This window comes from Streptomyces sp. NPDC051218 (genome assembly GCF_044455475.1).
Classification (GTDB): domain Bacteria; phylum Actinomycetota; class Actinomycetes; order Streptomycetales; family Streptomycetaceae; genus Streptomyces.
Map to the genome: position 1 here is coordinate 405,903 of NZ_JBITEU010000007.1, position 20,363 is coordinate 426,265.

Genomic DNA, 20,363 nt, shown 5'->3' on the forward strand with positions numbered 1-20,363 from the left:
CACACCGATAGCCGACCGGCGCGGAGTGGACTTTCTGCGGGCAACAGGAGCCGCACCACCGACGACGCGGCTCCTGCCTGAGCCCTTCGTGGTGGGAAATCCCGCATCTCACCCATGGAGGGCACCGCGCGAGGAAGCGACGAGGGGAGCCTCGTTCCTCGCGCCCCGGGCGGCCGTCGCCACTCAGTGCGCGGCGGCCACCGTCGAACGGTCGCTCCGATCGCACAGAGGCGACATTACTCCGCCGGTCCTCCACCGTCCGTACATAGGTGCGGAGTTGATACGAACCGTTGCACTGTGTGGGGACTCGCACCGGTGGCCAAGGCATGCGCAATGCTTGCGATGCGCAGCGCCACTCCTGCTGGTGCGGGATGTCGGCGCCGTGGTTGAACGTGCCAGGCCTTGGATCACCTGGCGGACCAGCGGAAGAAGGCGGTCGCACAGGGTGCGGCCGCCATGACGCGATCTTCAGGCCACCCTGTCCGCCAGAAACGCCTCCCAGGTCCGGTCTCCGTGCACCGCGCCCTTTGCCGGAGCGAGGTTCACGCCCTCGCGGTACGCACGGCCCGCCTTGCCGGGCATCCGCAGGCCCAGGACCGGGCGTCGGCGCCCTGTGGCGCTCAGGTAGGAGCGGACCACGTCGTCCATCGTGTACACCGTCGGCCCCGCCAACTCCGCTACCAGGCCCGCCGGTTCACCGAGCGTCAGCTCCACCAGGCGCTGCGCGACGTCACGTACGTCCACTGGCTCCAGACGCATCCCGGGTGCCGGGATGAAGGGCAGCCTGGCCATCTTCGAGACCATCTGGTGCACCAGGTCGTGGAACTGGGCGGCTCGCAGCATCGTCCACGCGATGCCCGAGCCGGTGATGACTTCCTCCGCCGCGCGCTGCGTGGCGAACCAGGCCATCGGCATCCGGTCAGCGCCGATCACCGAGATGTGCACGATGTGCTTCACTCCGGCCGCCTTGGCCGCCGCGACCAGGTGGCCGGCCACCACGTCATCGCCCTTGGCGCCGCCGGCAAGGTGCAGCACCGTGTCCACCCCGGCCAACGCGTCAGTGACGCCCTCACCGGTCATCAGATCTCCTCTGACGTAGGTGATCCCGTCGGTGTCCGGCCGTTCGCTGCGGCTGAGCACCCGCACCGGGCGTGCGGGCGCCGCCTGACGAAGGAGCGGGAGCACGTGGCGGCCGAGCGTTCCCGTACCGCCGGTGACCAGGATCGTGGCGTCAACAGTCATGATGTACCCCTAAGTTGCTTGATGTGTGGTGTGCGAGCTTCGGTTCTGCTGCTCTGACACGCCACCGAGGGGGGATGTGACAGATGGACGAAAAGAATCTTGAGAACCGTCCCGATCGGAGTCTCGGGAAGAGCCTGAGGGCCGGGGATTTCGAAGCCCACCGCCCGCATCTGCGCGCGGTCGCCTACCGCATGCTCGGCTCTCTGGCGGAGGCCGAGGACGCGGTGCAGGAGACCTGGCTACGGGCAGCGGCCGCTGACTCGAGCGAGGTGGTGAACACCGGCGGCTGGCTCACCACCATCGCCACCCGCACCTGCCTCAACGTTCTGCGCTCGCGTGCCACACGCCGCGAGGAAGAGCTGGAGACCGCCTACGGAGCCGACCGGCCTGACGGCCGCCCCAGCCCCGAGCAGGAGGTGGAGGCCGCCGACGCCGTGGGCATCGCCCTCCTCGTCGTGCTCGACACGCTCACTCCCGACGAACGCCTTGCCTTCGTCCTGCACGACCTGTTCGCTGTTCCCTTCGACGAGATCGCAGCGATTTTGGAGCGCACGCCCGCCTCTACGCGACAACTCGCCAGCCGCGCCCGACGTCGGGTCCGGGGCACATCCCCGTCCACGCTCGACTCCTCGCGCCAACAGCAGGCGGTGTCCGCTTTCCTCGCGGCGACCCGCACCGGCGACTTCGAGGCCCTGGTCGCCCTGCTGCACCCGGACGTGGTCCTCACCGCGGACCCGGCCGTGATCCCGACCCCGGAGCCGGTCGTCGTCCTCGGTGCGCACACGGTCGCGAAGGGCGCCATGGCAGCCACCGGACGCGCCCAGTTCACCGGCCCGGCTCTTTTGGACGGCGTCTCCGGCCTGGCCATGGCCCCCAATGGACGCCTGCGCCTGGTCCTCACCTTTACCGTCCACCCCGACAGCGGACTGATCACCGCCGTCGAGGTCATCGCCGAACCGCAGCGACTGGCCGCGCTGGAAGTGGCGGTCGTCGGGCAACCATGAGACAGCCGTGCGCTTCGCCGGACCCGGGTGAGCTCGTGATGCAGGGGCATCCCGAGCTCGCGGGCCTGGACGGCGAAGACCCCGCCGCGCAGTGGCGCCGCTGCGGGGGCGTTCCGGGCCGGCGTCACCACCCACGCGACGGCAATCAGCCAGCCCCGGCACTTGGTCGAGGTGGTCGGATGCCGTAGGCGTGCTCGAACACGGGAAGTGCCGGCGTCTCCAGTCAGGCAGAGATGGTGTTGAGCGGCAGGTAGACGAGCGCGTAGGCCATGGGCGATGCGATCGCCGCAGCGGCCAGGCTCAACCACCGTGCCCTCACTGTGCGGGCCAGCAACAGTGGAGCTGCTACGGCCACGGCGGCGCAGACAAACGCCTGCCCCCGGTGATGATTGGACAGCCAGGCCTGCAACGCTTCGCTGCCGAACAGGCCACCGAGGGCGCCCAAGCCGATTACCCGCTTCCATAGTTGGGTGCCGCGACGCCACCAGGCCCCCGCCAGGCCGAACAAGGGGCCTGCCACGCAGGCCAGGCTCAGCCGCACCAGCGGGAAGATGAGGCTTCCCATGCCACCTCGGCCGAACTGGGCGTAGCCGTAGTACCCGAGCACCAGTCCGCCCTCCGTGAGTCCGCCGGCGACTGCGAGCCGCAGCGGCTCCTGGGTGCGGACGACCAGGAAGGCGCCGGCGGCGAATGCCGCCACCGTGTGTCCGTGCCCCTTTTGTTACTTCGGTAGACGTGAATGCTGGCTAGCCGTGGCCGGTGGCGTCCGGTGAACACCATGTTCGAGCTGAACGACTCTGATAGAACGTCGTCTTGAAGGGGCCGCCCGCCCTTCATCATCGACGTGACGAACAGCGACGCTCTCCGCAGTGACGTGCACGGTGGTGACGTGCAGATCGATCTCGGGAAGCTGCGCCTCGGGGTGCGCTGGTACGAGCCCGGTGTCATGGGTATGGGGCGCACACGATGACGTCGGCAGGGAGAAGAAAGCGACGATGGACGTGGCCACGGCAGGCGACAGCGGTCCACCGGCTTGGCTGACCGAAGCCGAGGCAGGAATGTGGGAGGCGTTTCGCACGGGGAGCGTCTACGACATGCGCACGGGTGACAAGGACCGCGACGACCCGCACGGCGAGCACCCCTGGGGTCCTGAACGCAGCGTGCGTGCACGGGTCGTGGCATGGCTGTTGCTCCACGGGCCGCCCGCCCGGGGCGGCAGGGTCACCTCTCTCAAGCTCCGGGGCGTGCAGATCACCGACGTGCTCGATATCGCGGGCGGCACCGTCGCCCCGTACGTCGAGATGAAGCAGTGCCGCTTCGAGAAGGAGGTGTTGATCCAGAAGGCGCGGCTCACAGCGGTACGGATCGTGGACTGCTCTGTGCCCTGCCTGGCAGGGGGACGCGTCTCTACCGAGGGCGACCTCGACTTGTCCCGCTGCCGATTCCAGCGCGGTGTCCGCCTGACCGACGCCCGCATAGGTGGGGACTTGCTGTTCAACGAGGCAGTGGTTTACCGCGACCGGCGCGGCAACTCGATAGCGGCGGACGGGCTTTCGGTCGGTCGGGACCTGCAGGCCGAGTCGCTGGAGTCGCACGGCGAGCTGTGCCTGCGCGGCGCGATGGTCGGCGTCTCGCTGTCCCTGCGCGGCAGCAAGCTCGTCAATCCGTATGGCCTGTGGGCGCTCAACGCCCCGCAGATGACCGTGCAACGCACGCTCCACATGTCGCCTGCCGCGCTCGGTGACCGACTCCAGACCGGCCGGACCCCCGACCGGGCCTCCCGAGTCCAGCCCTTCGAGTGCCAGGGCGGCATCCGCCTCGACGACGGCCTCTTCGGGGAGGCCGTCGACCTGGCTCATGCGCGCTTCACCCTGGAGCACGACCAGGAGGTGTCGCTGCGCCGCGTCCAGACCCCCGAGCTGCGCTTCCTCGGCGAGGCCCCGCAGCGCGGCAGGGTCATTCTGTCCGGCGCGAAGGTCGTCACGCTCATCGACAAGTCGACCAGCTGGCCGGGCCCCGGCGGCCTCCAGATGGACGGTTTCAGTTACGAGTACCTCGTCCCGCAGGGCAGCTTCCCGCTCTCCCGGCGGCTGAGCTGGGTGGCGGCCGCGACCGCCGAGTACAACCCCGAGCCGTACGAGAAGCTGGCCGCCACTCTGCGCAACGGGGGTGAGCACGCCGACGCCCGTCAGGTCTACCGAGCTCAACAGCGGCGATGGCGGACCACCTTGCCATGGCCGGAGCGGGTATGGCATGCGTTGCGGGCCGTTCCAGGGATCTCGGTGATTCTGTGGACCATCATCGTGATCGCGTTGCTGACGGTGGCCTGGCGCAGCACGCGGGCGGTGCTGCCGGACATCAGCCACGGTGCTGAACTGGGGCCATCCGACGCGCCTCCCGTGGTAGTTGCGGTCGTCAGCCTCATCACAGCTTCCGGAGTGCTCATCGGCGGGATCCTGAACGGACTCGCCAAGTTCGTCCGTGCCCGAGGGCAAAACGCCTCCGACATCGTCCAGGTTCGCGGGCAGGCGGATGCCGATCTCATCCGCGCGCAAGCCGACATGAGAAGGGCTGAAGCCGACATGCTCCGCGCCCGTGCCGGTCTTCCTCCGGGAGAGCCGTCCTCCCCGGAATGGGGCGGTAATCCGGCGGACGGCGGCCCTGTCGCCCCTCCTGCTCTCTCCGGGAACGACGACGGGGCGCCGTCGCCGTCGTGACTTACTTTCGACGAGCGCCCCCGCCGAGAGGGTCGCTGCCCGTGAGGCTCACGGAACCTGGAGGACGGGTGAGCCATTGGTCTGCATGCTCAGCGCTGATGGAAGACGCGCCCGGGGCTGCGCATTGAGGAACCGCCGGGCAGGCGACGCCCCGAAGAGTGCTTTACGTACGCGTGGTTGCCCCGGCACGGGTGGGTTGTGGGCGTACAACCTCGAGTACCTCGACTGATGGTGGCGGCTCGCCATGTGAGTTGAGATGCGTGATCACTTCTTCACTGGGCGAATGTGCAGTTCGGCCAGGAAGCCCTGAACATCCGTGGCGGTCTGTGCGGGCGTCGGCCGAGGCCCGGAAGGGATCACCGGCTGTGCGGTGACGGTTGCCGTGTCGTTGCCCCAGACGCAGCGTGAACTGGTCGTGTCCGCGACCTCGTACTTCACGCATCGCAGCTTGCCCCCTATAGGCCCGGGAGCGTAGTTGCGTACTTTGCCCGAATCAACACCCGTGTTGAGAAGCACCGAGATGACCTCGTCGTCCTCACCCGGATCGGAGACGTCGACGGTCGGGTTGAGTTCCAGGGTGACCATGTAGGACTTCTTGCCGTCCGGGCGCACGTAGGTCGCGTGAGCTGTCTCCTTGGTCGGGTCGAGATTGTCGCCACCGTGCGTCGACGTCCACAGCGACTTGCCGTCCTTACCCGCGAGCCGGTAGTCGCCGAAGCCGACCGGCACCTCGGCAGTGTGTTTGACCGGCGCCTCGTCCCTTTCCCCTGCCGCGAGCCAGATCCCGACTCCCGCACCGGCCATGAGGGTGACGGCAATGGCTCCACCGATCACCCGTCGACGTTTGCGGATTCGGGCTGTCCGCGCCCTGGTGGCCGCCCAGTCGATGGGACGTCCCAGGGGCCCGGCATCATGGGCGGCAGGTGGGCTCACGTGCGGAGCTTCGTCGGAATCGGAGGTCGTGCCTGGGTTCGGCATGTGGTTCTTCCTTGGGTGTTCGGCTCGTAGCCACTCAACAGTTGGGTGACTGGACTTCCTCGACCATGCTTCGTGGAACCAATCTCATGAAAGCCCGGCGTCCAAATGGGCCGCGATGCGCGTGATGGTCCGGGCGTTGTCCTCGAACCGGTGCGCCTGCATGCCCGTCGCTTGGGCGGCCTCGACGTTGAGGGCGACGTCATCGATGAACAGGCAGTCTTCCGGCCGGGCGTTCAAGCCGGCGCACGCGGCCTCGAAGGCGCGCGGGTCGGGCTTCTCGATGCCGATCTCGTGGGAGTAGACGATCTGGTCCGTCCAGTCGTCGAAGTGATACAGCGTCTTTTCCCGTTCCCGGGCGCCGACGAAGCTGTTGCTCAGGATGCCCAGCCTGCAGCGCCCTTGCAGACCCCGCAGATAGGTAATCAGGTCCTCGTTCGGCGTGCCCAGATACTCCGTCCAGAGATCAGCCATGAAGGCTTCGGTCTCGGGGCCGTCGAGACCCAGGCGGGCGGATATCTGCTCACGCACCGCTGGCTCGCTGATACTCCCGACGCTCCCGGCCCGCCACACGTCGCGCATCCGCTCATGGACAGTGCCGGGTGACAGTTTCAGTCGCGCTTCCCACCGTTGCACCCACCCGGTTTCCGGCGTGAACTCCAGCACCCCGCCGATATCGAGAATGACGCAAGTCTCGGTCACCCGAACTCCCCTCTTCGTTCTGGTCCAGCGAGCACAGGAGCGTCAGCTCGTGTGAGTGACACAGACACTGTCGACTTTTCCCCCGGGGCAAGGTCAAGCGATCTTCGAAGCCTGTGACAGCACTGTCGCAACCCCGTCGACCGACCCAACCCGACCCGCAGACGAGCGGCGCCGGTCGGCTTCGAGCTGCGTTCGAGCCCGAAGGACCTTCGCGAGACCGGGGTGCAGGACCACATAGGTTCGCCGGGTGGGAGGTCCTGATCTCGGGGTGCCGATCGATCCAGCCGTAGGCTCCGCTGCCATGGGATCAGCGACGACTTTCATCCATCACCTTGGCGTGTGCGCCTCCGACTTCGAGGCGAGCGAAAGGTTCTACACCGCGGCGCTTGAGCCGCTCGGGATCTCTGCCGGTTATCGAGCCGATGGTGTCGCCGAGTATTGGCATCCGGATCGGGATACGCCCTCGGTGTCGTTGGAACGCGCGGATCAGTCGGCTACGGCGACGCGGGGGATGCACCTCGCGTTCGATGCCGGGAGTCGAGCAGCGGTAGACATGTTCCACTCCGCTGCGGTGGCGGCCGGGGGCGTCTCCCGGCACACTCCGCGGCCTTGGAGTGAGTACCGCGCCTACTGTGCGTTCGTCAGCGACCCCGATGGCAACAACATCGAGGCCGTTCACAAGGAGCTCCAGTAGCGTCGATGACCTCTTCGGGCGCGGCTCCCGCCGCGGGATCACCTACAAGCGCGCCAAGACGTGGATGCTTCGAGGGCTGCTCGTGAGCAAGGGAGCGAAGCATCTTGCTACGTGCCTCCCGCGCCCCGAGTCGACCGGTCCTCCGCCCCCTCCGCCGTGGTCAAGAGCGCGCGAGCCGGGCCGCGAGGTAGGGCGCGGTGGCGCTGCGGCGGGACTTCGCCACTTTGGCCGGTGGGCCCGCCGCGACCACTCGCCCGCCCGCGTCGCCACCGCCGGGCCCGAGATCGATGACCCAGTCGGCGGTGGCGATCGTGTCCAGGTCGTGCTCGACGAGGACGACCGTGTTGCCGGCGTCGACGAGCCGGTGCAGCTGCCGCAGCAGCAGCGCGATGTCCGAGGGGTGCAGTCCGGCCGTCGGCTCGTCGAGCAGGTACAGCGCGTGGCCGCGGCGAGCTCGCTGCAGTTCGGTGGCCAGTTTGATGCGTTGCGCCTCACCGCCGCTGAGCTCCGTCGCGGGCTGGCCCAGCCGCAGGTATCCGAGTCCCACCTCGCGCAAGGTCTCCAAACTGCGGGAGGCGGCCGGGACGGCGGACAGGAACTCGGCGGCGGCGTCGACGGACAGCGCCAGCACGTCCGCGATGTTCTTGCCCCGGTAGGTGACTTCCAGCGTCTCGGCGTTGTACCGGGCGCCCTGGCAGGCCGGGCACGGCGCGTAAGTGCCGGGCAGGAACAGCAGCTCCACCGCGACGAATCCTTCGCCCTGGCACGTCTCGCACCGCCCTTGAGGCACGTTGAAGGAGAATCGCCCGGCCGAGTAGCCGCGCGCCCTGGCCTCGTCCGTCGCCGCGTACAGCTTGCGCACCGCGTCGAACATCCCCGTGTACGTGGCCAGGTTGGACCGCGGAGTCCGGCCGATGGGCCGCTGGTCGACCCGCACCAGGCGGTCGAACGACTCGACCCCCGACGCGTCCTGGACGTCGACCTCCAGCTGCGCCTCGTCGGGCTCCTCGGGGACGAGGCCCAGGTGGCCACGGACGACCTCGGCGAGCACCTGCGTCACCAGCGTCGACTTCCCGGAACCGGACACGCCCGTCACCGCCGTCAGAACGCAGAGCGGTACGTCCACGGACACGTCGCGCAGATTGTGTCGGGAGACGCCGCGCAGGTGCAGCCAGCCGTGCGGGGCGCGCGGGCGGTGATCGAGCGGCTGGGCGCGCCCGAACAGGTACTGACTCGTGGGCGACTCCCCGACCCGTTCGAGACCGGCGACCGGACCGCTGTACAGCACGCGCCCGCCGCCCTCGCCAGCGCCGGGACCGATGTCGACCACCCAGTCCGCCCGCCGTACGACGTCCATGTCGTGCTCCACGACGAACAGCGAGTTGCCCGCGGCCTTGAGACGGTCCAGCACGTCAAGCAGCGGTTCCGCGTCAGCCGGGTGCAGACCCGCGGAGGGTTCGTCGAGGACGTAGACGACGCCGAACAGCCCCGAGCGCAGCTGGGTGGCGATCCGCAGACGCTGAGCCTCGCCGGGCGACAGGGTCGTCGAGCGGCGCCCGAGGCTCAGATATCCGAGGCCGAGGTCGAGCAGAACGTCCACCCGTGCCACCAGATCGGCGCAGATCCGGACCGCGACCTCGGTCGTCTCCCCGGACCGGGCGGTCGACGTGGTGGCGTCGGCCTCGGACCGCCCCGCGACGGGCCGCAGCAGCGCCACGACCTCGCTGAGCGGCATCGCGTTGATCTCGGCGATGGAGTGTCCTGCGAACGTCACGGCGAGCGCCTCGGGCCGCAGTCCGCTGCCCCGGCACTCGGGGCAGGGCACACTCCTGACGAACCGGAGCGCCCGTTCGCGCATCTTCTCGCTCTTGGAGTCTGCGAGGACGTGCATGACGTGCTTGCGGGCGCTCCAGAACTTGCCCTGGTAGCCGTAGTCGACGCGGTCCTCCTCCGGCTCGATGTACACGGAGGGCTGCTCGTCCGTGTACAGCAGCCACTGCCGGTCCTTCTTCCTGAGCCTGCGCCACGGTCGGTCGATGTCGATCCCCAGGCCGTTCACGACACTGCGCAGGTTGGCGCCCTGCCAGGCACCCGGCCAGGCGGCGATCGCCCCCTCGCGGATGCTCAGCGCGGGGTCGGGCACGAGCAGGTCCTCGGCGACGTCGTGCACGACGCCCAGCCCGTGGCACTCGGGGCAGGCACCGGCCGCGGTGTTGGGTGAGAACGACTCGGCTTCCAGCCGAGCAGCCCTGGCCGGGTAGGTGCCGGCGCGGGAGTACAGCATGCGCAACAGGTTGGACAGCGTGGTGATGGTGCCGACCGTCGAGCGCGAGCTGGGCGCCCCGCGTCGCTGCTGCAGGGCCACGGCGGGTGGCAGTCCGGTGATGTCCTGCACGTGCGGTGCGCCGACCTGTTGCAACAGCCTTCGGGCGTACGGTGCCACGGACTCGAAGTAGCGCCGCTGAGCCTCCGCGTAGAGCGTGCCGAAGGCGAGCGAGGTCTTGCCCGACCCCGAGACGCCGGTGAAGGCGACCATCGCGTCCCGCGGCACGTCGACATCGACGTTCCGCAGGTTGTTCTCCCTGGCGCCCCGCACACGTACGAAGGGGTCGTTCTCGTCCTTGTTCACCGTTCCTGATTACCCGACGGTGCCGGGAACCGCGCGACAGGCGCGCCCCGGGCCCCGCTCGCACGAGCTGCGGAGACTCTCGGTAGGAGCCGCTTCCGGGGAGCATCCGGGGAACATTCGATGGTGCATCACTGTTGATCCGTATGTGGGCGTGGAGGGAACTGTGTCCCCGGGCCTCACCCCTTCGCCCATGAGGACGATCGTTCGGCTGAAGCCTCATGGAGCCCCCGCCGCGAGGCGACCGCCCTTCGCGCCCACACCCGACCGGCCCCGGCCGGCGATCCCCCGAACCAGTCGGGGCCTTCGCGGGCCCCCTTGCGGCCGCTCGGTCGAGGTCGATGTTTCTCCCTCGCGCCACGTTCATGCAGGTTCTTCATCCGCGTCCCCGCCAACTGCGCTGAGTTTGTCGGCGATGCGGTTGAGTGCGGCGAGGTCCTGAGTGCTCAGGTGCTCGATGAAGTGGCGACGTACCGAAGCGAGGTGTGCCGGGGCGGCCTCCTTGAGGGTCGCCAGGCCGTCGTCGGTGAGGATCAACAGACAGCCACGGCCGTCGGCAGGATCCGGCGCGCGTCGGATGAGTCCACGGGCTTCCATGCGGGTGGCATGGCGGGACAGGCGGCTGCGGGACCACTGCATCTTGGCGGCTTGCTCGCGCAGCGTGCTGGTCGCATCCGTGTGCTCCGACAGCGTACTGAGTACCTCGTAGTCGGGCTCGGACAGGCCGAGTTCGGCCAAGTCCCGGGCGGTGTGCGCCTGAACTGCGGTCGTCATGCGCCGGTAGGCCCGCCAGGCTCGCTCCTCCGGAGGTGTCAGCCATGGGACGCCCGGCTCCGGCTCGGCGGCACTCGACCTTTTCGTTGACATGTAACCAATCTACTCTCTACTGTCATTTCCATGTCAACGAAATGGTCGCGGATTCTCGTCCTTGTCTGCAGCACCCGCCCCAACGCGCTCGGTCCGGCCGTCGCCTCATGGCTTACGGAAACCCTGGCACCCTCCGCGCACACCCTTGATGTCGACCTGGTGCCCGTATCGCTCGCAGACCTTCACCTGCCTTTTCTCGACGAAGAGGAGCACCCGGCGCGCGGCATCTACCACCACGAACACACCCGGCGATGGAGCAAGACGGTCGCGGCAGCCGACGGCTTCATCGTGGTGAGCCCGGAGTACAACTACGGAATGCCCGCGACGCTGAAGAACGCTCTGGATTTCCTGGGTGCCGAGTGGGCCTGGAAGCCGATGGGGTTCGTCAGTTACGGCAACACCTCGGCCGGCACCCGGGCGGTCCAGCACGCCAAGCAAGTGACCAGTACGTTGCGTCTGGTTCCTCTCGGCTCGACAGTGGCCCTCCGGATCTCCGAAACTCTGCCGCAGGGCAGCTTCCAGCCTGCTGCCCACCACGCCCGAGTAGCGGTGGACATGCTGGAGGAACTGGTCCGGGTCGCGAAGGTGCTGGCTCCGCTCCGTGACCACGGGCAGGCGATACCCGGCCCTCTGCCCGGCTCCTACGCACAACGCCTCCACCCTGATGACGGGCCACACGTCACGGTGCTCCAGCGCTGCTGCTGGGTCGAGGAAGCGGTCGCGAACAACACCCTGCAACTCCCGGCACTGCGCGAATCGCCCGCCGAAGTCCGCGAGTGGCTGACCGCCTGGCACGGCACGGGCCTGTGGCATGCCGGGCGGCTCCTTGGCATGGTCCGCGCGCGCCGCCAGGGAAATGCACTGCACATCGGACGCCTTGCCGTGGCCCCCGACCTCCGGGGGCGGGGCCTGGGCCGGTGGCTCCTGCACATCGCGGAAGGGCAGGGGAGTGGATGCAGCCGCCTGATGTTGTCCACCGGAGCCGCCAGCAGCCACAACCTGGCCTTCTACCAACGGCAGGGCTATGTCCCACTTGCCCACGCGGCCGACGTTTCGGCGAGCGGCAAGGGAGAGGTCCGCCTCGGTAAGGATCTCACCGCCTGAACGGCCGGCGCGTGCCCGCGTAGAGACGGCACAACCATGCCGCCGGCCTGGCTTGGCTCAACTGCCCTGGCGTGTACGGCCGGTAGCCGCAGGGTGATGCGGGCAGGCCCGGTCACGCCGATCAGCCGCCGGACGGCCCACCGGATCGAACCCGGGCCAGCACCTGATCGACCAACTCCCGCGGCGACAACTCGCCGTCCTGGACCACGGTCTCGCCGGGCAGGGTGTAGACCGTGTTACTCCCAGCCGGTACTGCGTTGACGCCTTGCTGCAGGCTTAGTTGGGGAGGGTGGTGCTCTGCAGCCAGATGGTCTTGTGACCCTTCTTCGACTCGTAGCCGCGCAGCTTGATCTGGCGGTTCTCCTTCAGGTTGAAGTAACAGGTCTTGGAGTACATGCTGCTGCCATTGCTGTCCTTGCAGTAGCGGTACTTGCCGCTGCCATCGGAGATCCGGACGCCCATCGAACGGCCATCGAGGTCAATGTCGTTGACGATGACCTTGTCCTTCGAGTCGCAAAGGGTCACCTTGCCGACGATGTACGTCTGGCCGTTCTCCTTCTGCGTGAACTGAGTCCCGTGGCAGTCGGCCTTCTTCGCCTGGACGGCGGCTTGGGCGCCAGAGGCGGCCATCGCGGGCGACGCGGCTGCCGTGCCGAAGGCGACGCCGGTGGTGGCGACGGCGGCCAGGCGGATCTTGCGGTTCATGTAGTGCGGCATCCTTCTCGTCGAGCGCGGTGCAGTCACGCGGCTACGGTGGTGCCCCATGAGCACACCCTGGCTGCTTGCCCTGGTCCCGTTCGTCGCGGGACTGGCATTGATGGCGACGTACATAACCCAGCTCGTCACCGAAACCCTGCGCCGCGCGACGGGCACGGTGGTCGAGGCGACGGTCACCGGTCACACGGCCTCGCGAGAGGCGACGTACGCGACGCTGCATCCGGTGGTGGCCTGGACGGCCCCCGATGGCACGACGCACGAACGGGCCCTCCCCGACGGCACGGGTGCCCACGCCCTCCCCGAGGGATCCCGGGTGCGCATCCGCTTCGACCCGGCCCACCCGGAACTGGCCGCGCTGGACACGGACACGCGCTACCGGCGCTGCGTCCGCGGCTTGTACGGGAGCATCGCGCTCTGGGCGGGAACATTGCTCGTGGTGATCTGGCGTCTGGCATACGTGGTGTCGCACGACGGCTGGACGACCTGGCACTCCTGAGCAGCCTGCCGCCAGGCTCGACGAGACCTGGGGAGGGCCGAAGTTTGGCGGGCTCGCAGCCGGTGCCGTAATGAGTTTTACGCTCCCGGGATCGATGTCTATCCTGGTGAGCGGTCCTGTTGTCGCCGATTGAGGTGGATTTTGCGCATCTGAGGCTCGTGCCCCTGCTGCCAGTACGGCGTCTGCCGTGCGGCCCTGCCGCGGCCGGTCATACCGGCGGTGGCGGTTGTGCATGTGACCTCGGAGCCTGCCCGGACCACCCCCCCACGCGCGGTGGTCCCCTGCCCTGCGCTGTCTCCCGTACCCGGATGCCCGCACTTCCGCCTGCCGCTGGGACACCGGCCGTGTGCTGCCCCTGACACTCCTGCACCCGCCTCGTATGACCGCGGGTGATCGACTCCCCCGGTAGGCACACCATGACCGCAACCCTCGTAGCCAAGAACCTCGCCGCGGGCCACGGCGACCGCTCCCTGTTCACCGACCTCGACCTGAGCGTGGCGCCGGGAGAAGTGACCGGGCTCGTCGGAGCCAACGGAGCGGGCAAGTCCACCCTGCTCCGCATCCTCGCCGGCCTCGACACCCCGGAAATGGGCCAGGTGCACACGGCCCCGGCAACGGCGACCATCGGATATCTGCCCCAGGAACCCGACCGCCGCCCGGGCGAGAGCGTGCAGGCCTTCCTCGCCCGCCGCACCGGCGTGACCGCCGCCCAGGACGCGCTGGACCGCGCCACCCAGGCGCTGGCCGACGGCACCACCGGGGCCGACGAGGCCTACGCCACCAGCCTGGATCGCTGGCTGAGCCTGGGCGGCGCGGACCTGGACGAGCGCGCCGAGCACGTCGCCGCCACGCTCGGTCTCGGGGTCCGGCTCGAGCAGCCCATGACCTCGCTGTCCGGCGGGCAGGCCGCCCGTACCCAGCTCGCCTCGCTGCTGCTGTCGCGCTACGACATCCTGCTGCTGGACGAGCCCACCAACGACCTCGACCTGGCAGGTCTGGAGCAGCTGGAGCAGTTCGTGCAAGGGCTACGCGCGGGCGCGGTCGTGGTCAGCCACGACCGCGAGTTCCTCGCCCGCACCGTCACCCAGGTTCTCGAACTCGACCGCGTCCAGCAGCAGGTGAGCCTGTTCGGCGGCGGCTATGCCGCCTACCTTCAGGAGCGCGAACGCGCCCGGCACCAGGCCCGCGAGCAGTACGAGCAGTACGCCGACCGCAAGGCCGCGCTCCAGCAGCGGGCGAACATGCACCGGTCCTGGGCCGACAAGGGGGTACGCACCGCGCAACGCCGCAGCCGGGACAACAACAAGTTCGCCCGCAGCGGGCGCATGGAGAACAGCGAGAACCTGGCCGCCAAGGCGAAGCAAGCCGAACGGCTCATCGAACGCTTGGAGGAGGTGGAGGAGCCACGCAAGGAGTGGCAGCTGCGCATGCAGATCGCCACCGCGCCACGCTCAGGCACGGTCGTCGCCACGCTGCGCGAAGCCAGCGTGCACCACGGCGACTTCACCCTCGGCCCCGTGTCGCTGCAGATCGACCGGACCGACCGCATCGCGATCACCGGCGCGAACGGCTCGGGCAAGTCGACGCTGCTGGCCGCACTGCTCGGCCGCACCCCGCTGGACACCGGCCATCAGGCACTCGGCTCCGGCGTGGTCATCGGCGAGATCGACCAGGCAAGGGAACTCTTCCACGGACGCGAATCCCTGCTGAACGCCTTCCGAGCCGCCACGCCCTCGATGGAACCCGCCGAAGTACGTACCCTGCTGGCCAAGTTCGGGCTGGGCGCCGAACACGTGCTGCGCGAGGCGACCACGCTGTCTCCCGGCGAACGCACCCGGGCCGCACTCGCACTCCTCCAAGGCCGCGGGGTGAACCTCCTCGTCCTGGACGAACCCACCAACCACCTCGACCTGCCGGCCATCGAGCAGCTGGAATCCGCCCTGGACACCTACGACGGCACCCTCCTGCTCGTCTCCCACGACCGCCGCCTGCTGCAAGCCGTACGTCTCACCCGACAACTGGAACTGGACGACGGCACAGTCACCGCCACCTCGGTGTAACACGCGTCGTATCGTGCTGCACAACTTGAGCCCGGACCGCTCTGCGTGAGGCTACTCGTCTCACCTTTCTGGAGGGCCGGGGACGGGAACCCGTGGGTGGCCTGCACATCCGTCAGCAGGCTTAGGGGCCTCACCGCATCTCTTACGGCGAGGCCCTCTTGACGGTTACGCCGCCACTAGCAGTCGCTTCCCCATTCTCGCCTGCATATCGGGGTGGTTGGCCTAAGAGCTCGGACAGGCCGTGAACCCCTCGGGTGTGGTGTCAAGTTGCCGGGCGGCCAGCTTTTGACCGTATGCGGACAACAGCGGCAGTTTCGCTCCCGGGGCCGGTGGGGGAGCGGGATGCTCCTCGTGACGCCGCCGGTCGCCGGCTCTGCCGGTGCCAGGGCGGGGTGAGGCTGTTGCGGCCCGGTCCCGGCCGCGGCGGTGCGCGACCTGTGCGTCGTGGCCCCGACGCTCGGCGGTTGAGCGGACCGCTGGTGGTGGGGCTTGCTCGGCCGTACCGCTGCCGGTCCTCGGGGTCCTTCGGATCTGCCGTCAGGGTGCGGAACCGATGAAGGGGGAAGTTCCTTGATTTGTGCACCCTCCAGGCTCTCCAGACCCTCCAGACCCGGCCGTTCCCTTTCCCGCTGGGGGCGGCGACTGACCTCGCTCGCTGCCGGTGGCGCTCTGGCGCTGACAGGCGTGGCGACGCTCACCGAGCCCGCCCATGCTGTGGCCGGCCCGAAGGCGTATGTCTCGAACTTCGGTGGTGACGACGTCTCGGTGCTCGATACGGGCACCAACACCATCACCAACAGCATTGATGTCGGCAGCAATCCCACCGGCGTGACGGTCAACCCGGCGGGAACACAGGCGTACGTCACCAACTTCGACGACGGAACCATCTCGGCGTTCGACACAGGGACTGACACGGTCACCGCGACGATCCCCGTCGGCACCAACCCCCTCTCCGTGGCGTTCACCCCATCCGGGGCCCGTGCGTACGTCACGAACCTCTCCGATTCCACCGTCTCGGTCATCGACACCGCGACGAACACCGTCAGCGGCAGCGTCCCGGTCGGGACCGGCCCGAACTGGACAGTGGTCAACCCGTCGGGCACGACCGCCTATGTGACGAACAACAGTGACGACACGGTCTCGGTCATCAACACCGCGACCAATACGGTGACCGCGACCGTCCCGGTCGGGGACGGCCCCTCCGGTGTCGCGGTCAGCCCGTCCGGGACCAGCGCGTACGTCACCAACAACGACGGGACCACGGTTTCGGTCATCGACACCGCGACGAACACGGTCAGTGCCACCGTCCCGGTCGGGACCGGCCCGAACGGCGTCGCGTTCAACCCGTCCAGCACGAGGGCCTACGTCACCGACGGCGGCAGCGACGACGTGAAGGTGATCAACACCGTGACCAATACGGTGACGGCGACCGTCCCGGTCGGCGACGGCCCGGCCAAGGTCGAGGTCGACCCGTCCGGCACAGCCGCGTACGTCACCAACCGATCCGACGACACCGTCTCGGTGATCGACACCGCGACCAACGCCGTCACCGCCACGATCAGCGGGTTCAACAGCCCCTACGGCATTGCCTTCGCTGCCGCGCCGTCACCGGCGAACGCGGACATCGACGTCAACCTCACCGCTCGGCCGAACCTCGGCCTGCTCGTGCCCTATCTGAGCTACACCCTCACCGCTCACAACACCGGCCCCGACCCCGTCACCTCGGCAACGCTGACCGCCACGCTCCCGCCGGGCGCGTCCGCCACCAGCCTCTCCGCCGGGTGCACCGCCGTCGGTACCACGGTGACCTGCACCTACGGAGCCGTAGCCGACAACGCGAGCGTCAACAAGACCTTCCGTGTCCCCCTGCACCTGCTGACCCTGGGCACGGTCAAGGTCACCGGCCAGCGCACCGCCTCCGCACCCACCGACCCCAACCCCGCAAACAACACCGCGGCCGTCACCTGCACCGCCGTCTCCATCATCCTCGTCACCTGCCCCTGACACGCGCAGGCGGTGATCCCGCGCCGCCCGCCACGCGTGCCCTCCGCCGGTCGCAAACCGGCGGAGAACCGCGGCAGGCGTCACGTGGGGTATCCGCCCAGCCAGTTGCGTTGCGGCACCGAGTGCTCCGCAGGAGCCGTGCAAAGCCTCACTCCTCCTCGTCGTCATCCTCGACGACGTGGACGGCGAAGACATTGAGATTGATCTCGGACATGCTCAAGTCGGTCATGGTCTCCACGGCGTCGATGACATGCGTGCGGATCTGGTCGGCGAGTTCGTGGATCGGCATGCCGTACTCGACCTCGATGTCCACGTCGATCACGACCTGCTTGTCGGTGACGTCCACCCTCACCGAGCGGCCCGCGTTCGACGTTCCGGGCATCTTGCCGGCAACGGTTCCGAAGGCCTTCGACGCACCCTTGCCTACGGAGTGGACGCCGTCCGTCCCCCGGACCGCGATCCCGGCGATGGTGGCCACGACGCTGTCGGCGATAGTGGTCGTGCCGCGCGAGTCGGTGTCCGTCGAGCCCCGGGCCTGAGCGGGCGTCGACGTGCCCGACCTGCCTGTCGACGCGTTGGTGCTGATGGTTCCTGTGTCGGTCATGGCCGCCTCCCAAGTGGTGCAGGAACGAGCGGCTCATCCACCCGTCAGGGCGCCACTTTCACTCTGCGCCTGCCCGCCGCACTCCGCCATTCGAGGGCCTGATGGTCACCGTCCATGTCCATGATGCAGACGGCTGTGACCACTATGCGGACGTACGTACGGACGATTTCCGGCCGATGCGACGATGCGCCGGTACGTCCGCACCACCCCGGAAGGCGCTCGTGAGCTCCACCTCCCCCTTGTCCGGCAGCACGATCCCGGCGACCGAACCGGGCACGGTTCTGATCCGCTCCGCGGCGGACGTCTCCGACCTGGTCAACTCGGGCACGGCCCGCGGCAGGCACGCCAAGATGATCGTGATCATCGCGCTCGGCGGCATCTTCCTCGACGCCTACGACCTGAGTTCCCTCGCCTACGGGCTTCCCGACATCACGGAACAGTTCGGCCTCAGCTCCGCCATGGCCGGCACGGTCACCGCCTCGATCAGCGTGGGATCGCTCGTCGGAGCTCTCGTCGGCGGCTGGCTGGTGGACCGCATCGGACGCTACCGGGTCTTCATGGCGAACATGCTCTTCTTCGTCGTGACCGCGCTCGTGTGCGCGCTGGCGCAGGACGTGTGGACGCTCATCGTGGCGCGCTTCGTGATGGGCATCGGCGTCGGCATGGACATCCCCGTCGCGATCGCGTTCCTCGCCGAATTCTCCCGGCTGCGCGGCAAGGGCAGCAAGGGCTCACGTACGGCTGCCTGGTCGCCGGCCTGGTACGCCGCGACCAGCGGCTGCTACCTGGTGATCATGTTGCTGTACTTCCTCCTGCCGGACGCCCAACTGGGCTGGCTGTGGCGGTTCACCGTCGGCTTCGGCGCCGTACCCGCGCTGCTGGTACTGCTGCTGCGCCGGCGCTACATGAACGAGTCCCCGACCTGGGCCGCCGACCAGGGCGACCTGGAAGGCGCGGCGCGGATCCTCCGGCAGTCCTACGACGTGGACGCGCGCGTCGCCGACGATGTACCCGCGCAGGCGCCCCGCCCGCCCAAGCCCGGCCTCGCCGCGTACGCACGGCTCTTCACGCCTCCGTACCGCACCCGCACGATCCAGTCGGTGACGGTCGGTCTGGCGGAGACCTTCGGCTACAACGCGGTCGCGTTCGGGCTGCCGATCATCATCGCCACCCTGATGACGCAGGGCCCGCTGACCACCATTGCTTCCTCGTTCGCCCTGAACCTCCTCTTCGCCCTGACCGGCGGCCTGCTCGGGATCCGCTGGGCGTCGACCCGCGGCGCCTGGCCGATGATGACGCTGGGCTTCGCGATCCAGTTCGTCGCCATCACGGTGCTCGGCCTCATCGCGGACCCCTCCGGCACGGCCGCTGTCGTGGCAGGGATCCTGATGCTCGGCGCGTTCATGTTCGCCCAGGGCTTTGGCCCCGGCGCGCACATCATGAGCTATGCCTCGCTGGGCTTCCCCACGTCGATGCGCGGCGTCAGCATCGGTTTCAACCAGGCGGTACTGCGCCTGGGTTCGACGCTGACCCTGTTCTTCTTCCCCATCCTCAGCAGCGGCTTGGGCACTCACGTCTTCTGGGTCATCCTCGCCGCCCCCGTACTGGGTCTGATCGCACTGCTGGCCAAGCGCTGGGAACCGGTCGGCTTCGACGCGGACGCAGAGGAACGGGCCCGGCGCACGGCGTCGTAGAGCCGCCTCTGAGCAGGTCCTCTGGGCAGGTCGGCAGGTCCGGGATCAAGGCCAGAACTGAGCGAGCACGCCCTCCTTGAAGGGGGTGGGCGAAACCGCGAGGTCGCCCGAGAAGGGATGGTCCAACGTCAAGCACAGCAGCAGGCTCACGCCGATCAGAGCGGCGACCGACACGACGAACATCAAGTTCGCACGCAGGCTCCTGATGCCGTAGAGCAAGGTCAGGGGAAGCATGACGAGTGCGCCGCCGTAGACGAGGATGTTGAGGAGCGACGGCAGGGACTGCTGGGCGTCGGAGAGCCGCGTACGGCGTGCTCCCGCGATCTCGCCCAGGGTCGAGACGGACTGCGCGTAGTAGGTCTTCTCGGCCTCGGTCTGCGGCTCGTATTCCTGGAACGCCTGGTACAGCGCGGTCACTTCGGGATTGGTGATGCCGGGGTCGGGCTCTCCTGCGCGCATCAGCGGCCATTGCTCGTCGACGACGACACGCACGTACGCACCGACGGCGTTCGTCACCCGGCGCTCCTGGTCGGCCGGGAACGCGGAAGCATCACGCAAGACCTCGGCGGTCTGGCTGGCCTCGAGCGCGACGTTGGTCTCCGCGGCGTTGAGGCCCTCCCACTCGGCCACGACGACGAAGGCCAGGATGATGCCGTAGATCGCGGCGTACATGCCGAGCACGACGCCGATCATCTCGTTGTGCGTGCCGTTCACGTGGTGAGGAAAGCCGCGCCGCACTACGAGCGCGCCGACCACGGCGGCCAGTACGGCGCCGCCGCCGAGGAGCCCGGCGAGCGCGAGAGTGGTGAAAGTGTTCAGCAGCCAGATACCCACGGCCTCATAACGCCGGGCCCCCT

18 protein-coding genes are annotated in these 20,363 nt (G+C 68.6%); 9 read left to right on the forward strand and 9 right to left on the reverse strand.

Going from position 1 to position 20,363, the window contains the following annotated elements; all coding sequences use genetic code 11:
- Positions 1 to 468: 468 nt before the first annotated feature.
- Positions 469 to 1,242 (reverse strand): SDR family oxidoreductase, encoded by a 774-nt coding sequence (locus ACIBCK_RS23135; RefSeq protein WP_399393008.1) that lies wholly within the window; start codon positions 1,240 to 1,242, stop codon positions 469 to 471.
- An 83-nt stretch (positions 1,243 to 1,325) separates the two neighbouring features.
- Between ACIBCK_RS23135 and ACIBCK_RS23140 the strand changes: the two genes are divergently transcribed.
- Complete coding sequence (locus tag ACIBCK_RS23140; RefSeq protein WP_399393010.1) at positions 1,326 to 2,246, forward strand: sigma-70 family RNA polymerase sigma factor; 921 nt, start codon at positions 1,326 to 1,328, stop codon at positions 2,244 to 2,246.
- 223 nt (positions 2,247 to 2,469) lie between these two features.
- Here the strand turns inward: ACIBCK_RS23140 and ACIBCK_RS23145 are convergent, their stop codons facing one another.
- The gene (locus ACIBCK_RS23145; protein ID WP_399393012.1) at positions 2,470 to 2,946 is read right to left on the reverse strand and encodes a DUF6518 family protein; all 477 of its coding nucleotides are present in this window, start codon (positions 2,944 to 2,946) and stop codon (positions 2,470 to 2,472) included.
- A gap of 144 nt (positions 2,947 to 3,090) precedes the next feature.
- Here ACIBCK_RS23145 and ACIBCK_RS23150 point away from each other — a divergent pair, with 144 nt between their 5' ends.
- Together ACIBCK_RS23150 and ACIBCK_RS23155 are read left to right on the forward strand one after the other, a co-directional pair.
- Complete coding sequence (locus ACIBCK_RS23150; RefSeq protein ID WP_399393014.1) at positions 3,091 to 3,216, forward strand: hypothetical protein; 126 nt, start codon at positions 3,091 to 3,093, stop codon at positions 3,214 to 3,216.
- A gap of 25 nt (positions 3,217 to 3,241) precedes the next feature.
- The gene (locus ACIBCK_RS23155; RefSeq protein WP_399393016.1) at positions 3,242 to 4,963 is read left to right on the forward strand and encodes an oxidoreductase; all 1,722 of its coding nucleotides are present in this window, start codon (positions 3,242 to 3,244) and stop codon (positions 4,961 to 4,963) included.
- Positions 4,964 to 5,227: 264 nt separating this feature from the next.
- On the opposite strand, the gene ACIBCK_RS23160 is transcribed toward ACIBCK_RS23155, so the two are convergent.
- Both ACIBCK_RS23160 and ACIBCK_RS23165 read right to left on the reverse strand, forming a co-directional pair.
- A complete protein-coding gene (locus tag ACIBCK_RS23160) occupies positions 5,228 to 5,797 on the reverse strand; it encodes a hypothetical protein (protein ID WP_399393018.1) in 570 nt (189 codons plus the stop codon).
- Between the two features lie 228 nt (positions 5,798 to 6,025).
- Entirely contained in the window at positions 6,026 to 6,640 is a 615-nt protein-coding gene (locus ACIBCK_RS23165) for an HAD family hydrolase (RefSeq protein ID WP_399393020.1), read from the reverse strand.
- Between the two features lie 301 nt (positions 6,641 to 6,941).
- Between ACIBCK_RS23165 and ACIBCK_RS23170 the strand changes: the two genes are divergently transcribed.
- A complete protein-coding gene (locus ACIBCK_RS23170) occupies positions 6,942 to 7,334 on the forward strand; it encodes a VOC family protein (RefSeq protein ID WP_399393022.1) in 393 nt (130 codons plus the stop codon).
- Positions 7,335 to 7,494: 160 nt separating this feature from the next.
- Here ACIBCK_RS23170 and uvrA read toward each other — a convergent pair whose 3' ends face one another.
- Complete coding sequence (gene uvrA, locus ACIBCK_RS23175; protein ID WP_399393024.1) at positions 7,495 to 9,963, reverse strand: excinuclease ABC subunit UvrA; 2,469 nt, start codon at positions 9,961 to 9,963, stop codon at positions 7,495 to 7,497.
- 360 nt (positions 9,964 to 10,323) lie between these two features.
- The gene (locus tag ACIBCK_RS23180) at positions 10,324 to 10,827 is read right to left on the reverse strand and encodes a MarR family winged helix-turn-helix transcriptional regulator (protein ID WP_399393026.1); all 504 of its coding nucleotides are present in this window, start codon (positions 10,825 to 10,827) and stop codon (positions 10,324 to 10,326) included.
- A gap of 30 nt (positions 10,828 to 10,857) precedes the next feature.
- Between ACIBCK_RS23180 and ACIBCK_RS23185 the strand changes: the two genes are divergently transcribed.
- The gene (locus ACIBCK_RS23185) at positions 10,858 to 11,931 is read left to right on the forward strand and encodes a GNAT family N-acetyltransferase (protein ID WP_399393028.1); all 1,074 of its coding nucleotides are present in this window, start codon (positions 10,858 to 10,860) and stop codon (positions 11,929 to 11,931) included.
- Between the two features lie 276 nt (positions 11,932 to 12,207).
- Here ACIBCK_RS23185 and ACIBCK_RS23190 read toward each other — a convergent pair whose 3' ends face one another.
- A complete protein-coding gene (locus ACIBCK_RS23190) occupies positions 12,208 to 12,636 on the reverse strand; it encodes a hypothetical protein (RefSeq protein ID WP_399393030.1) in 429 nt (142 codons plus the stop codon).
- A 58-nt stretch (positions 12,637 to 12,694) separates the two neighbouring features.
- On the opposite strand from ACIBCK_RS23190, the gene ACIBCK_RS23195 reads away from it, so the two are divergent.
- The 3 genes from ACIBCK_RS23195 (at position 12,695) to ACIBCK_RS23205 (ending at position 17,208) form a co-directional block, all read left to right on the forward strand.
- Complete coding sequence (locus ACIBCK_RS23195) at positions 12,695 to 13,144, forward strand: DUF3592 domain-containing protein (protein ID WP_399393032.1); 450 nt, start codon at positions 12,695 to 12,697, stop codon at positions 13,142 to 13,144.
- A gap of 416 nt (positions 13,145 to 13,560) precedes the next feature.
- A complete protein-coding gene (gene abc-f, locus ACIBCK_RS23200; protein WP_399393034.1) occupies positions 13,561 to 15,204 on the forward strand; it encodes a ribosomal protection-like ABC-F family protein in 1,644 nt (547 codons plus the stop codon).
- A gap of 684 nt (positions 15,205 to 15,888) precedes the next feature.
- Entirely contained in the window at positions 15,889 to 17,208 is a 1,320-nt protein-coding gene (locus ACIBCK_RS23205) for a beta-propeller fold lactonase family protein (protein WP_399393036.1), read from the forward strand.
- A gap of 148 nt (positions 17,209 to 17,356) precedes the next feature.
- Here the strand turns inward: ACIBCK_RS23205 and ACIBCK_RS23210 are convergent, their stop codons facing one another.
- Positions 17,357 to 17,812 (reverse strand): Asp23/Gls24 family envelope stress response protein, encoded by a 456-nt coding sequence (locus ACIBCK_RS23210; RefSeq protein ID WP_399393038.1) that lies wholly within the window; start codon positions 17,810 to 17,812, stop codon positions 17,357 to 17,359.
- Positions 17,813 to 18,033: 221 nt separating this feature from the next.
- On the opposite strand from ACIBCK_RS23210, the gene ACIBCK_RS23215 reads away from it, so the two are divergent.
- Positions 18,034 to 19,506 (forward strand): MFS transporter, encoded by a 1,473-nt coding sequence (locus ACIBCK_RS23215; RefSeq protein WP_399393040.1) that lies wholly within the window; start codon positions 18,034 to 18,036, stop codon positions 19,504 to 19,506.
- A gap of 45 nt (positions 19,507 to 19,551) precedes the next feature.
- On the opposite strand, the gene ACIBCK_RS23220 is transcribed toward ACIBCK_RS23215, so the two are convergent.
- Entirely contained in the window at positions 19,552 to 20,340 is a 789-nt protein-coding gene (locus tag ACIBCK_RS23220) for a DUF4239 domain-containing protein (RefSeq protein WP_399393042.1), read from the reverse strand.
- Positions 20,341 to 20,363 lie beyond the last annotated feature (23 nt).